At 63.9% G+C, this 13,759-nt stretch carries 11 protein-coding genes and 1 riboswitch; of the genes, 6 read left to right on the top strand and 5 right to left on the bottom strand.

What is annotated here, in order from left to right; translation table 11 throughout:
• The first annotated feature begins 31 nt into the window (after nt 1-31).
• From OGV19_RS09315 to OGV19_RS09305, 3 genes are all read left to right on the top strand, one after another.
• Nucleotides 32-1,276: a saccharopine dehydrogenase family protein gene (locus OGV19_RS09315; protein ID WP_264313117.1), complete on the top strand. Its 1,245-nt coding sequence runs from the start codon at nt 32-34 to the stop codon at nt 1,274-1,276.
• A 145-nt stretch (nt 1,277-1,421) separates the two neighbouring features.
• Nucleotides 1,422-1,802 carry a RidA family protein gene (locus OGV19_RS09310; RefSeq protein WP_264313116.1) on the top strand — a complete coding sequence of 127 codons (381 nt, stop codon included), beginning with the start codon at nt 1,422-1,424 and terminating at the stop codon, nt 1,800-1,802.
• 168 nt (nt 1,803-1,970) lie between these two features.
• Nucleotides 1,971-3,971 (top strand): peptidase U32 family protein, encoded by a 2,001-nt coding sequence (locus tag OGV19_RS09305; RefSeq protein ID WP_264313115.1) that lies wholly within the window; start codon nt 1,971-1,973, stop codon nt 3,969-3,971.
• Nucleotides 3,972-4,040: 69 nt separating this feature from the next.
• Here OGV19_RS09305 and OGV19_RS09300 read toward each other — a convergent pair whose 3' ends face one another.
• Nucleotides 4,041-5,363 (bottom strand): sigma-54 dependent transcriptional regulator, encoded by a 1,323-nt coding sequence (locus OGV19_RS09300; protein WP_264313114.1) that lies wholly within the window; start codon nt 5,361-5,363, stop codon nt 4,041-4,043.
• 341 nt (nt 5,364-5,704) lie between these two features.
• On the opposite strand from OGV19_RS09300, the gene OGV19_RS09295 reads away from it, so the two are divergent.
• Nucleotides 5,705-5,971 carry a hypothetical protein gene (locus OGV19_RS09295; protein ID WP_013972506.1) on the top strand — a complete coding sequence of 89 codons (267 nt, stop codon included), beginning with the start codon at nt 5,705-5,707 and terminating at the stop codon, nt 5,969-5,971.
• 123 nt (nt 5,972-6,094) lie between these two features.
• Here the strand turns inward: OGV19_RS09295 and OGV19_RS09290 are convergent, their stop codons facing one another.
• The 4 genes from OGV19_RS09290 to cobW all read right to left on the bottom strand — a co-directional run bounded on the left by OGV19_RS09290 (nt 6,095) and on the right by cobW (nt 12,598).
• Nucleotides 6,095-6,661, bottom strand: coding sequence for a vWA domain-containing protein (locus OGV19_RS09290; RefSeq protein ID WP_319026045.1), 567 nt, complete (start codon nt 6,659-6,661; stop codon nt 6,095-6,097).
• A gap of 101 nt (nt 6,662-6,762) precedes the next feature.
• Entirely contained in the window at nt 6,763-7,764 is a 1,002-nt protein-coding gene (locus OGV19_RS09285; protein WP_264313113.1) for a magnesium chelatase ATPase subunit I, read from the bottom strand.
• Between the two features lies 1 nt (nt 7,765).
• A complete protein-coding gene (gene cobN / locus OGV19_RS09280; protein WP_264313112.1) occupies nt 7,766-11,527 on the bottom strand; it encodes a cobaltochelatase subunit CobN in 3,762 nt (1,253 codons plus the stop codon).
• A 3-nt stretch (nt 11,528-11,530) separates the two neighbouring features.
• Nucleotides 11,531-12,598, bottom strand: a complete 1,068-nt coding sequence (gene cobW, locus OGV19_RS09275; RefSeq protein ID WP_264313921.1) for a cobalamin biosynthesis protein CobW — start codon at nt 12,596-12,598, stop codon at nt 11,531-11,533.
• 98 nt (nt 12,599-12,696) lie between these two features.
• A riboswitch (cobalamin riboswitch) is annotated at nt 12,697-12,911 on the bottom strand.
• Nucleotides 12,912-13,022: 111 nt separating this feature from the next.
• On the opposite strand from cobW, the gene OGV19_RS09270 reads away from it, so the two are divergent.
• Together OGV19_RS09270 and OGV19_RS09265 are read left to right on the top strand one after the other, a co-directional pair.
• Nucleotides 13,023-13,400: a glyoxalase superfamily protein gene (locus OGV19_RS09270; protein ID WP_264313111.1), complete on the top strand. Its 378-nt coding sequence runs from the start codon at nt 13,023-13,025 to the stop codon at nt 13,398-13,400.
• Nucleotides 13,397-13,756: a hypothetical protein gene (locus OGV19_RS09265; protein ID WP_264313110.1), complete on the top strand. Its 360-nt coding sequence runs from the start codon at nt 13,397-13,399 to the stop codon at nt 13,754-13,756. Before OGV19_RS09270 ends, OGV19_RS09265 begins: the two co-directional genes overlap by 4 nt.
• Nucleotides 13,757-13,759: the final 3 nt, after the last annotated feature.

The raw sequence follows: 13,759 nt of genomic DNA, 5'->3' as shown, positions 1-13,759 counted from the left end.
GACCGGCTTTCAGTAAGGAGCAAGGGATAAATTGAAGAAGAACGTTCTTATCATTGGTGCAGGAGGTGTCGCCAAGGTGGTGGCCCACAAGTGCGCGCAGCATAACGACGAACTCGGTCGTATTGCCATTGCGTCGCGGAACATCTCCAAATGCCAGGCCATCATCGACAGCGTCAAGGCCAAGGGTAGCCTCAAGGTACCCGCCGACATCCAGGCCTTCTCGCTCAACGCGCTCGATGTCGAGGCGACCAAAGCACTGATCCGCGAGACCGAATCGCAGATCGTGATCAACGTGGGCTCTGCCTTCCTCAACATGTCGGTGCTGCGTGCCTGCATCGATACCGGTGTTGCCTACCTGGACACCGCGATTCACGAAGAACCAGGCAAAATCTGCGAAACGCCGCCCTGGTACGGCAACTACGAGTGGAAACACCTCGAAGAGTGCCAAGAAAAGAACATTACAGCCATTCTCGGCGTCGGTTTCGACCCGGGTGTGGTGAACAGCTACGCAAAACTTGCGCAGCAGCAATACTTCGACCGCATTGATTCGATCGACATCCTCGACGTCAATGCCGGCTCGCATGGCAAGTATTTCGCCACCAACTTCGACCCGGAAATCAACTTCCGCGAGTTCACCGGGCAAGTATGGAGCTGGCAGAACAGCCAGTGGACCAGCAACACCATGTTCGAGGTCAAGCGTACCGACGACCTGCCGGTCGTAGGCTCGCAAAACCTGTACCTGACCGGTCACGACGAGGTCCACTCGATCTCGAAGAACCTCAACGTGCCGAACGTGCGTTTCTGGATGAGCTTCGGCGAGCACTACATCAACGTGTTCACGGTGCTGAAAAACCTGGGCCTGCTTTCCGAGCAGCCGGTCAAGACCGCCGAAGGCCTGGAAGTGGTGCCTTTGAAAGTGGTCAAGGCCGTGCTGCCTGACCCGTCCTCCCTGGCCCCGGGCTACACCGGCAAGACCTGCATCGGTGACCTGGTCAAGGGCACCAAAAACGGCCAGCCGCGCGAAGTGTTCATCTACAACGTAGCGGATCACGAAGAAGCCTTTGCCGAGACCGACAGCCAGGGTATTTCCTACACTGCCGGTGTACCGCCAGTGGCTGCCGCCCTGCTGGTCGCCCGTGGCGAGTGGGATGCCAAGCGCATGGTCAACGTTGAAGAACTGCCAGCCGAGCCGTTCCTCAAGGCGCTGGACGTGATGGGCCTGCCGACCCGCGTCAAAGATGAAAAAGGTGATCGTCCGTGGGACGCTGAAGCCTAAGCAACACCCCGCAGGGCGCCTATCAGGCGCCCTGTTTTTTTGTGCATCTGCCAGCGGTACACGTGGCAGTGCCCGAACGGCTCGACCCCTGCCGCCTGCTCGCGTACGCTTGCCGCTTTCCTTCCGTAGCAAGGCAAACGCTCCCATGGCAAACACAGACATCACCTACACCCCCGACCCGGACGCCGACTCCATTTCGTCCGACGTCGCCGAATACAACGGCGTGCTGGTTTCCACCCAAATCCCCACACGCGCCGATGGCAGCCTCGAACTGGGCGACATCGTTGCGCAGAGCGAATGCACCTTGCAGGCGCTGAAAGTGGCCCTGGAAAAAGCCGGCAGCGGCATGGACCGCGTGCTGCACCTGACCATCTACCTCACCGACATGGCTGAACGTGCAGCGTTCAACGAGGTGTACCAGCGTTTCTTCAGCAAGCCGTGGCCAGTACGCGCCGCCGTTGGCGTGGCCTCGCTGGCTGTTGAAGGCATGCGCGTGGAAGTCACTGCGATGGCTGCCAAGCGCTGACCCCAGCAGATTGCGCCCAGCCTCGTAGGAGCGGCCTTGCGTCCCATTCGCGACGCAAGGCCGCTCCTACAACCTGGCATACCACCTCTAAGCAGCGTAGGGATGCCACCAACCCGTTTCACCGCTACAATGCCCGCCTAAACCGTGACCGCCCGAAAATATAACGACATGTCCCTTCCAAAGAATCACCTGGAACTGCTCAGCCCTGCCCGTGACGTGGCCATCGCTCGCGAAGCGATCCTGCACGGCGCTGATGCCATCTATATTGGCGGCCCGAGCTTCGGCGCGCGCCATAACGCCTGCAACGAAGTCAGCGAAATCGCCGAACTGGTCGAGTTCGCACGTCGCTACCATGCACGCGTGTTCACCACCATCAACACCATCCTCCACGACAACGAGCTGGAGCCTGCGCGCAAGCTGATCCATCAGCTCTACGACGCCGGCGTCGATGCCCTGATCGTGCAGGACCTGGGGGTGATGGAGCTGGATATTCCGCCGATCGAGCTGCACGCCAGCACCCAGACCGACATCCGTACCCTGGAACGGGCCAAGTTCCTCGACCAGGCCGGCTTCTCGCAGCTGGTACTGGCCCGCGAGCTAAATCTGCAGCAGATTCGCGCCATCGCCGCCGAAACCGACGCCGCCATCGAATTCTTCATCCACGGCGCGCTGTGCGTGGCTTTCTCCGGCCAGTGCAACATCTCCCACGCCCAGACCGGGCGCAGCGCCAACCGTGGCGACTGCTCGCAAGCCTGCCGCCTGCCCTACACCCTCAAGGATGACCAGGGCCGCGTGGTTGCCTTCGAGAAGCACCTGCTGTCGATGAAGGACAACAACCAGACCGCCAACCTGCGCGACCTGGTCGATGCCGGCGTGCGCTCGTTCAAGATCGAGGGCCGCTACAAGGACATGGGCTATGTGAAGAACATCACCGCCCACTACCGCAAAGAGCTCGACGCCATTCTCGAAGACCGCCCGCACCAGGCCCGCGCGTCGAGCGGCCGTACCGAGCACTTCTTCGTCCCCGACCCGGACAAGACCTTCCACCGCGGCAGCACCGACTACTTCGTCAGCGACCGCAAGATCGACATCGGTGCCTTCGACTCGCCTACTTTCACCGGCTTGCCGGTGGGCGTGGTGGAAAAGGTCAACAAGCGTGACATGTTGGTTACCACCGAGGTGCCGCTGAGCAATGGCGATGGCCTCAACGTGCAGGTCAAGCGTGAAGTGGTGGGTTTCCGCGCCAATATCGCCGAGCCACGTGGCGAGTTCGAGGAAGACGGCCAGAAGCGCTACCGCTACCGCGTCGAGCCCAACGAAATGCCCGATGGCCTGTACAAGCTACGGCCCAACCATCCTTTGTCGCGCAACCTCGACCACAACTGGCAGCAAGCCTTGCAGCGCACTTCGGCCGAGCGCCGGGTGGGTGTCGAGTGGCACGCGGTACTGCGCGAGCAGCGCCTGATGCTGACGGTCAGCAGTGAGGAAGGTGTGAGTGTGCAGGTAGCCCTGGACGGCCCGTTCGGCCCAGCCAACAAGCCGCAACAGGCACTGGAGCAACTGCACGACCTGCTAGGCCAGCTGGGCACCACCCAGTACCACGCCAACGCCATCGAGCTGGATGCACCGCAGGCGTACTTCATCCCCAACTCGCAACTCAAAGCCCTGCGCCGCGAAGCCATCGAGGCGCTGACCGCTGCACGGGTCGAGGCGCACCCGCGTGGCGGGCGCAAGGCCGAAACCACGCCGCCGCCGGTCTACCCAGAGTCGCACCTGTCGTTCCTGGCCAACGTGTACAACCAGAAGGCCCGCGACTTCTACCACCGCCATGGCGTGCAATTGATCGACGCGGCCTACGAGGCCCATGAAGAGCACGGCGAAGTGCCGGTAATGATCACCAAGCACTGCCTGCGCTTCTCGTTCAACCTGTGCCCCAAGCAGGCCAAGGGCGTCACCGGCGTGCGCACCAAAGTCGCGCCGATGCAGTTGATTCAGGGCGATGAAGTACTGACCCTGAAGTTCGACTGCAAGCCGTGTGAAATGCACGTGGTCGGCAAGATGAAGAGCCACATCATCGACCTGCCGACACCCGGCAGCGCGGTGGCTCAAGTGGTGGGGCACATCAGCCCGGAAGACCTGCTCAAGACCATCCCGCGCGCACCGCATTGATCGGGCGGCGCATGAGGTAGCCCACTCCCACAGGGTGGGCTGCCCTGCGGCGATCGCTGGTCACTCAGCTCAGCGAATCTGGTGCTTGTGCAACAGCCGATAGAATGTTGGCCGTGAGATCCCCAGCACCTTCGCCGCGATGCTCAGGTTGTCACTGTGGCGGTTCAGCACATCACACAGGGCTTGGCGCTCTGCCCGGTGCTTGTATTCCTCCAGCGTCCCCAGCGGCGGCTGTTCCTGCTCGGTCTGCAAACCCAGGTCCTGCGCTTCGATCTGCCGCCCTTCAGCCAGCACCAGCCCGCGCCGCACCCGGTTGGCCAACTCGCGCACGTTGCCGGGCCAGTCATGCCGGCCCATGGCCGCCAAGGCATGGTCACTGAACGAGCGCGGCCTGCGCCCGGTCTCCAGGCTATAGAAATGCGCAAAATGGCTGGCCAGCATCGACAGGTCGCCATGCCTGTCACGCAACGGCGCGGTCACCACCTGCAACACATTGAGCCGGTAATACAGGTCTTCGCGAAAGCGCCCCTGTTCGATGGCTTTTTCCAGGTCCACGTGGGTTGCCGCCAGCACCCTCACATCCACCGGGATCGGTTGGCTGCCGCCGACCCGTTCAATGTGCTTTTCCTGCAGAAAGCGCAGCAGGTTGGCCTGTAGCTCCAACGGCAAATCACCGACCTCGTCCAGAAACAGGGTACCGCCATGGGCGGCCTCGATACGCCCTGCCTTGCGCTGATGAGCGCCGGTGAACGCGCCCTTTTCATGCCCGAACAGCTCGGACTGAATCAGGTGCTCGGGGATCGCCCCACAGTTGATTGCGATAAACGGTTGATCGCGCCGCTGTGACTGCTGATGCAGGGTACGCGCCACCAACTCCTTGCCCGTGCCACTCTCACCGCGGATCAGTACGGGTGACTCGGTGGGCGCCAGCTTACCCAACAGTTTGCGCAATTCGCGAATCGGTCGGCTTTCACCCAGCAGCTCATGGGTGGCCTCATCGACCCGCGCCGCCCCCTTGCCGCGCAAGCGCGCCATGCCAAACGCCCGCCCGAGGGTAACCTGCACGCGGGAAACATCAAACGGCAAGGTATGGAAGTCGAAAAACCATTCGCAAACGAAGTCACCCACGTTCTGCATGCGCAACTGCTCGGCGCTGAGCACAGCAATCCATTCGGTATTGCTGCGCTTGATCATGTCCTTCACGGCGTCAGGATGGCGCAGGTGCGATGCCTGCAGACGCAGCAGGCCAACATCGCAGGTGTGTTCCAGCGCGGCGCCGAGGACACAACTGTCCACATCCCAGCCGGCACTGCGCAAGCCCGGCAGCAGGCGGTGGCAGTCGTCGCAGGGGTCGACGATGAGCAAACGGCGTTGGGAAGCGGGTTGCTGCATGACCGATCCTTGGCGCCAGTGTTTGGTTTTATGAAGTAAAACAGCAAGTTGTGGCGCCCAATTAACAGTAGCAACGAACTTGACGGTGCCCAGTACCGTCTGTCTGCCGACTCATTTTTTTACAATGTGTGACGGGAATTTTCGCACTTTATCGACATCACATGGCGGCGCAGGCAAGCACGGATTCGACCCTGACAAATTTTTTTACATCCAAAGTGTGACTTGCCCCCGGACAACGAGCATCAGTACACATAACCCCGCGCTGCACTTCGCGATAATTGAGGCGACTTAAAAGCAACGCGGACTCACTTCGATGTTTGGGACCATAGAGAGACCGAACCATGAATGCCCCGCTCCGTGTCAACGAAGCACTGCTGATTGCCGACCACGCCTTCGAACCTTTCCAGTGCGTAGCCTGGGATGCACCCAATGGTACTGGTGAGCTAAGCCTGGCAGTGATCGACCGGACCAGCACCCGCATCGGCAGCAAACAAGTGTCCTCGCGCATTTATTCCGACCCTGCGCAGTGGGCCAGCCTGATCGAGGAAGTGCGCGCCGAATTGTGCGAAAAAGGTTATGACCTGCAACCCTGGTCGATGCCAAAGTAATATCGATTGCCCCTCCAAGTGCGTGCCCTGTCACGCACTTGTACAACTTCCCGGTTGCTGTCCTGGCAACTTTTTATTGCGACACTCTTTATTGCGACATCGTGTCGCAGTATCCGCCGTTATTCAATCCACGACCTTGAAATGCTCAAGGTGCTGGTAATCAGCCTGCAGCTGTTCTGCCAATCGTTGCGCACGCCCCAGGCGAACGGGCGCCAGTTCCATGTCGACCAAGAGCGTCGCACACGGCATGGGTTGCACGGCATCCCAGTGCTGCAGTCGGCCATCAGTGAACACCAGGCAGCGCAGCGCCTCGTTGGGGTGCGCCTGCTGCCGCGTCTGCAGCCATTGCCGTGCCTGCTCCAGTGCAGCGATCAACGGCGTACCGCCACCGGCGCCCAGCGCTTGCAACCATGGCTGCAGGGCTGCCGAGGCCTTCAGGCCGTGACGCTGCCACTGTGGCGTCTGCCCGCTGGCGGTCAGCAAGGCCAGACGGGCCCGTTGGCGGTATGCCTGGTCGAACAACGCCGCCAGCAAGCCTTTGGTCTGGGCCAGCGCCTGGTGGCGGCGGGTTGAGGCAGACGCATCGACGATTACCAGCCACAGCTCGTTAGCCTGGGCCTTACGCTGTTGCCAGCAGAGGTCGTCGCGCAGCCGTGGCCGCCCCTTGAGCAAAGTCGGCAACCAGGCCACCCGGCCCGTGGCGGCGCTGTGCGCGCGGCCACGGCTGGCGCCTGGCAGCTTCCCCGTGCGTGGTCTGGCATCCGTCCCTTGGGCAGGTCGCTGGCGGATGCTCAGGGCTTTTTTGCCCAGTTCGGCACCTCGCGGCGTGCGCCAGTGGCCACCGGCTGAGGTGGCAGCGCACCCCAGTCACCCTGCCCGCCCTGGTTATTTGCGCCCTGCTCGCTTGCTTGCGGCGGCGGCGAAGACGGCTGCTGCGCAGGCGTGACCCGACGGCGATGGCGCAGGGCGAACTCGGCCACCGCGTCGACATCGGCTTCTTCAATGGCCACGCCCCCACGCCATGCGCAGTGTGCGCGGGCAGCGCGCAGCCACACCAGGTCCGCACGCAAGCCATCGACCCCTGCGGCATAGCAGCGCTCGGTGATCCAGGCTAGGGCCTGGTCGTCCAGGGCTATCTGGGCAAGGCCGTGACGCGCCTGCTGGCAGCGCTCACGCAACTGCGCCTGGGCAGCGGCCCATTGCGCGCAGAAGGCCTGCGGGTCGCTGTCGAACGCCAGGCGACGACGAATGATCTGCTGGCGCGCCTGCGGCTCTGGCAAACCTTCCAGGGCCACGTTCAAGCCGAAACGGTCGAGCAACTGCGGCCGCAATTCGCCTTCTTCCGGGTTCATGGTGCCAATCAGTACAAAACGGGCGCTGTGCCGGTGCGAGATGCCGTCGCGCTCGATACGGTTAGTGCCGCTGGCAGCCACGTCGAGCAACAGGTCGACGAGGGTGTCGGGCAACAAGTTGACCTCATCCACGTACAGCACGCCGCCATCAGCCTGGGCCAACACGCCCGGCGAAAACTGTGCCTTGCCCTGCCCCAGCGCAGCGTCCAGGTCGAGGGTGCCGACCAGGCGCTCCTCGCTCGCGCCCAATGGCAGGGTGACGAACGGGCCTTCGCCGAGCACGTCGGCGAGGCCACGGGCCAGGGTACTCTTGGCCATGCCGCGCGGGCCTTCGATCAGCACGCCGCCGATTTTCGGGTCGATAGCAGTCAGGCACAGGGCCAGTTTCAGCTCATCGGCACCGACCACGGCGGCCAGCGGAAATTGTACGGATTCACTCATTTCAAGCCTGTTCCTCGCCGTCGAGCAACTGTGCCTCAAGGGCTTCGCGGTAATCGCCAGGCGCCTCCCAAAGGCCGCGCTGCTGGGCCTCCAGCAGGCGCTCGGTAAGGTCGCGCAGGGCCTCGGGGTTGTGCTCGCGCATGAAGTCGCGGGTCGCCGGGTCGAGCACGTAGGCATCGGCCAGGGACTGGTAATGATGGTCGTCGATCAGGTGCGTGGTTGCGTCGAAGGCGAACAGGTTGTCGACCGTCGCGGCCATCTCGAAGGCCCCCTTGTAGCCGTGACGCTTCACCCCGTCGATCCACTTGGGGTTTAGCGCACGGGCACGGATGACCCGGTTCAGCTCTTCCTTGAGGGTGCGGATACGCGGCCGATCGACCTGGCTGTGGTCACCGTGATAACTGGCCACCGGCGTGCCAGACAAAGTTTCCGAAGCGGCCAGCATGCCGCCCTGGAACTGGTAATAGTCGTTGGAGTCGAGCAGGTCGTGCTCGTGGTTGTCCTGGTTCTGCAGCACGGCCTGGACTTGCCCAAGGCGGTGGGCGAACTGGGCGCGAGCCGGGGTGCCCTCGTCACTGGCGCCGTAAGCATAGCCGCCGTGGTTGAGATAGACCTCGGCCAGGTCGTCGCGGCTGTGCCACAAACGGCCATCGATGGCGTTTTGTACGCCCGCGCCATAAGCACCGGGCTTGGCCCCGAACACCCGCCAGCCAGCCTGGCGAGCGGCCTGCTCGGCGTCGATGCCCTGCGCCTGCAACGCTTCGCGCTCGTTGCGCACCCGTACTGCCAGCGGGTTGAGGTCATCGGGCTCATCCAGCGCCGCCACGGCCTGCACTGCGGCATCGAACAGGCGAATCAGGTTGCCGAAGGCATCGCGGAAGAACCCCGAAACGCGCAAGGTCACATCGACCCGTGGGCGGTCCAGCAGGCTCAGCGGGAGGATTTCGAAATCGTCGACCCGCTGGCTGCCGGTGGCCCACACCGGGCGCACGCCCATCAAAGCCATCGCCTGGGCAATATCGTCACCGCCGGTGCGCATGGTCGCGGTCCCCCAGACCGACAAGCCGAGCTGGCGCAGGTGGTCGCCGTGGTCCTGCAAGTGGCGCTCAAGAATCAGGTTCGCCGAGGCGAACCCCAGGCGCCAGGCCGTGGTGGTGGGCAGGTTGCGCACATCCACGGTATAGAAGTTGCGACCGGTGGGCAGCACATCCAGGCGCCCGCGGCTGGGTGCGCCACTGGGGCCCGCCGGGACGAAGCGGCCAGCCAGGGCCGCCAGCAGGCCGTTGATTTCGGCCGCACCACAGGCGTCCAGGCTCGGCGACACCGTTTCACACAGCGCCTGCACCACCTCATGCACCGTTTGCCATTCGCTCACGGCGGGCAGTGCCGACGTGCCGCCCAACGCCTGCTCGATCACCTGCAGGGCCAGCAGTTCAAGGCGCTCGCGGGTATCCCCACAGGTGCGCCAGGGCGCGTCGTGCACCGCCTGCAAAGGCTCTGGGCGCTGCCCCTGCCAAGGCTGACCGAGGTCGCAATCGAGCGGGTCAAAGCCCGGCACCAGGGCCTTGGCCAGTGCGCGCAACAGGCTGGCATTGCCGCCCCGGCCGTCGCCGCGCGGCACGCGCAGCAAGGCCAGCAAGGTGTCCAGCCGCAGCCGCCCCTCGGGCGACTGGCCAAACACATGCAAGCCATCGCGGATCTGCGATTCCTTCAGGTCGCACAGGTAGGTGTCCAGACGCGGCAGCCACACGGCGGCATCGTCCAGCTGCCCTTCCAGTTGCAACTCGCGGTCGATGTGGTTGGCCTTGACCAGTTCGAGAATGTCGCGCTGCAGCTCGCGGGCACGCCGCGGGTCAAGCAGCTGCGCCTCATAGAATTCGTCGGCCAATTGCTCCAGGTGACGCAGCGGGCCGTAGGTTTCGGCGCGGGTCAGTGGTGGCATCAGGTGATCGATGATCACCGCCTGAGTCCGGCGTTTGGCCTGGGCGCCCTCACCCGGGTCGTTGACGATGAACGGGTAGATGTTCGGCAGCGGGCCGAGCAATGCGTCCGGCCAGCATTGCGCAGACAGGCCCACGCCCTTGCCGGGCAGCCATTCCAGATTGCCATGCTTGCCAACATGGATGACCGCATCGGCAGCAAAGGCATGACGCAGCCAGAAATGAAACGCCAGGTAAGCGTGTGGCGGTACCAGGTCAGGGTCGTGATACACCGCGCTCTGATCGACCTGGTAGCCCCGCGCCGGCTGGATGCCGACGAAGGTCAGGCCGAAGCGCAGGCCCGCGACCATCAACCGACCACTGCGGTACATCGGGTCTTGCTCGGGTGGCCCCCAACGTTCCAGCACCGCCTGGCGATTGGCCTCAGGCAGGCGTGAAAAAGCGGCCTGATAGTCATCCAGGCTCAGGCTCTGCGCGCAGGGGCGCTGATCCAGATGGTCGAGGTCATTGGTCACGCCGCCAAGCAACTGGTGGATCAACTGCGTGCCAGTGCCGGGTAGATCCGCCAACGGATAACCTTCGGCCTGCAGTGCCTGGAGGATGTTCAAGGCGGCCGCCGGTGTGTCCAGCCCCACCCCGTTACCAATCCGGCCGTCGCGGGTCGGGTAGTTGGCCAGCACCAGCGCTACGCGCTTCTGCCCATTGGGCAGGCGGGCCAGCGCTACCCAGCGCCGGGCCAGTTCAGCAACGAAATCCATGCGTTCGGGGTGGGCGCGGTAGCAGACCACGTCGGACTGGCTGCGCTCGCTGCGCCAGGCCATGTCCTTGAAGCTGACCGGGCGCGTGATAATGCGCCCGTCCAGCTCCGGCAAGGCAATGTGCATGGCCAGGTCACGCGCGCCCAGGCCCTGCTCACTGGCCTCCCAGCCGGTTTGATTGTCTTGCGCGCAAATAGCCTGCAACACCGGGATGTCGCGGCGGAACGGGCGCAGGTTGGGGCGTTCGGGGCTGGACAGGGCAAACCCTGTGGTATTGATCAGGACCTCGGCGCCGACCTCATCCAGCCAGGCCTCGACCTGTTCCAGGCAAGCGCTTTCCTTGAGGCTGGCCACGGCAATCGGCAAGGGGTTGAGCCCCGCCGCCAGCAAGCGTTCGCAGAAGACGTCGATGAACGCGGTGTTGGCCGCCTGCAGGTGTGACCGGTAGAACAGCAGCGGCGCCACCGGGTGCTCCGGGTGCCACTGCGCGTACCAGTCCTCAAGCAGCGCACTGCCTTTGGCCGGGTGATACACCGAGGTGCGGGGCAATGGCTGCGGTTCGTCCCAGCCATAGTCACGGTCCAGCCATTGGTTGGCCAGGCAGTTGAACAGGTTGAGGGCATTGGCCTTGCCGCCCTGGCGCAGGTAGTGCCAGAGGCGTTCGGCCTGATCGCCGGTCACCGTGCCCAAGCCGGTCAGTTCCGGGTCCGGGCGGTCGTCGCCCGGCACCAGAATAAGCTGCACGCCACGGGCCGCCAGGGCAACCAACTGCTCGACGCCATAGCGCCAGTAGCCAACGCCACCGTGCAACGACACCAGGATGACCTTGGCATGGCGCAGTACCTCGTCCACATACAGGTCGACCGAGGCATGGTTCTGCACCTGCATCGGGTTGGCCAGGCGCAGGCTGGGGTAGTCCTCAGGCAGTTGCTCGGCGGTGTCGGCGAGCAATGCCAGGTGTGAATCACCGCTGCAGAGGATCACCAGGTCGGCGGGGGTCTGGCCGAGGTCGGCGATGCTGTCATCCGGCACGAAGCCGCCGGGCTGGGTCCGCAGCAGGTGCATGGGTCAGGCGCCCAGGGCTTGGCGCAGGCGCGCTTCGAGTTGCACGGCGTCCAGCTCCTGACCGATCAGCACCAGGCGTGTGATACGCGGCTCGTCGGCGCGCCAGGCGCGATCGAAGTGTTTGTCGAAGCGGGTACCCACACCTTGCACCAGCAGGCGCATCGGCTTGCCCGGAATGGCCGCGAAGCCTTTGGCGCGCAGGATACCGAACTCGACCACCAACTGGGTCAGGGCATCGAGCAACAGGCTTTCGTCCGCCTCGGGCAGGTCGATGGAGATCGAATCGAAGGCGTCGTGGTCATGATCGTCATGATCATCGCCATCGTGGTGCGAATCGTGGTGGGTACGACGGCCATCGATATGCGCCTCGGACTCGGCGCCAACACCCAGCAGCACCTCCAGTGGCAGGCGACCACTGCTGGCCTCGACCACCTTGACGGCAGGCGGCAGCTCTTCGGCCACCTCGGCGCGCACCTTGGCCAGGCCTTCGGCGTCAATCAGGTCGGCCTTGTTCAGGACCACCAGGTCGGCACTGGCCAACTGGTCGGCGAACAGTTCATGCAGCGGCGACTCGTGGTCCAGGTTGGGGTCGAGCTTGCGCTGTGCGTCCACCTGGTCCGGGTAGGCGGCAAAGGTACCAGCCGCCACAGCCGGGCTGTCGACTACGGTGATGACCGCGTCGACGGTGCAGGCGTTACGGATTTCCGGCCACTGGAAGGCCTGTACCAACGGTTTTGGCAGCGCCAGGCCACTGGTTTCGATGAGGATGTGGTCGAGGTCGCCACGGCGGGCCACCAGCTCGCGCATCACCGGGAAGAACTCTTCCTGCACGGTGCAGCACAGGCAGCCATTGGCCAGCTCGTAAACGCGGCCGCTGGCTTCTTCCTCGGTGCAGCCGATGCTGCACTGCTTGAGGATTTCGCCATCGATGCCCAATTCGCCGAATTCGTTGACGATTACCGCAATACGGCGGCCCTGGGCGTTGTCGAGCATGTGGCGGAGCAAGGTGGTCTTGCCCGAACCGAGGAAGCCGGTAACGATGGTGACGGGGAGTTTGGCCAGTGTTTTCATGTCGCGATGCCCTTGGCAGATGGCGCGGGCATGCAGGACGAAAGCCACGGGCCAGGTCGGCCGGGCTTGTTCGCCACCGGATCACCCCGCCCGGTTGAAAGTCGAAATCGCTTCGAGGCAGGTCTCCTGGCTCGCACCGTACCCGCCGCGCGATAAATAGCAGGGCTGGAGGGCACGACGCCTTCCCGCGTGATTGCGCAGTGGCTGTGTCGACCCGTTGTCGGTGCTTACAGTTGCGGGGGCAGCCGCGGCTTGTACCGCGTTCCCGTCTTAGCTTCGGCCTGGCCGAAGAACCTCGAAGTGGCAAGGCTACGCAGTGGCTGGCAGGTGGTCAACCATTGCCGCCCGCCAAGCGGCCAGAGATGCGCAAGCAACGGCACAACTGCGCTACAGTTGCACCTTCGCCAACGGCCAAGGACGCCTTATGCCGCTCGCCCCCGCCATCCCGGTACTGCGTATTTTTTCGGTCGACAAGGCCAAAGAGTTCTACCTCGACTTTCTCGGTTTCAGCCTGGACTGGGAGCACCGCTTCAGCCCGGAACTGCCCCTGTACGCGCAAATACACCGCGACGGGCTGATCCTGCACCTTAGCGAACACCATGGCGATGCCACCCCCGGCTCGACCGTGTTCGCCCGCATCGACGACCTGCGCGCCCTCGAACGCGAGCTGCAGGCCAAGCGCTATGGCTACGCCCGCCCCGAGGCCGAGCGCCTGGACTGGGGCCTGCAGATGCAGGTTTACGACCCGTTCGGCAACCGCCTGCGCTTTTGTCAGCAGATCGACGACGAGGCCACCCAGTGAAGGCCATGGGCAAGCGCGAGATAGCGCGCGTGGAACGTGAGCTGGTGCTTTGCCTGACGGAGGCCTGCGAAACAGCCAAGGCAGAAATCGTCGGATTCAGCTGGCTCACCCACCACCTCGACCCCGACAGCTTCCCCGCCAGCTTGCGCATCACCTGGGTGTTCGAGCGCGAGGCGGATAAATCCACCGCACTGGCTGGGGATGCCAAGGCGCGCATGCTGGCGCTGACCGGCCAGGCGCTTGATGACGTAGGGATTCGCCTGGACCACCTGGCCTGGCATGTGCGTTTTGACAGTGAAGAGGCGTGCAGCCGCAGCCACGGCGGGGATTGGAGCAAACGGCTGCGGGGGCGCTGAGGC

The organism is Pseudomonas putida (assembly GCF_025905425.1).
Classification (GTDB): Bacteria; Pseudomonadota; Gammaproteobacteria; order Pseudomonadales; family Pseudomonadaceae; genus Aquipseudomonas; species Aquipseudomonas putida_AF.
The sequence above is the reverse complement of the archived record's forward strand: the minus strand, read 5'-3'. Positions and strand labels throughout refer to the sequence as shown.

Excerpts from the sequence above, each read along its gene's own strand:
- OGV19_RS09310 (WP_264313116.1), top strand. The coding sequence starts at position 1,422 with ATGGCAAACACAGACATCACCTACACCCCCGACCCGGACGCCGACTCC.
- OGV19_RS09305 (WP_264313115.1), top strand. The coding sequence starts at position 1,971 with ATGTCCCTTCCAAAGAATCACCTGGAACTGCTCAGCCCTGCCCGTGAC.
- OGV19_RS09300 (WP_264313114.1), bottom strand. The coding sequence starts at position 5,363 with ATGCAGCAACCCGCTTCCCAACGCCGTTTGCTCATCGTCGACCCCTGC.
- OGV19_RS09295 (WP_013972506.1), top strand. The coding sequence starts at position 5,705 with ATGAATGCCCCGCTCCGTGTCAACGAAGCACTGCTGATTGCCGACCAC.
- OGV19_RS09285 (WP_264313113.1), bottom strand. The coding sequence starts at position 7,764 with ATGAGTGAATCCGTACAATTTCCGCTGGCCGCCGTGGTCGGTGCCGAT.
- cobN (WP_264313112.1), bottom strand. The coding sequence starts at position 11,527 with ATGCACCTGCTGCGGACCCAGCCCGGCGGCTTCGTGCCGGATGACAGC.
- cobW (WP_264313921.1), bottom strand. The coding sequence starts at position 12,598 with ATGAAAACACTGGCCAAACTCCCCGTCACCATCGTTACCGGCTTCCTC.
- OGV19_RS09270 (WP_264313111.1), top strand. The coding sequence starts at position 13,023 with ATGCCGCTCGCCCCCGCCATCCCGGTACTGCGTATTTTTTCGGTCGAC.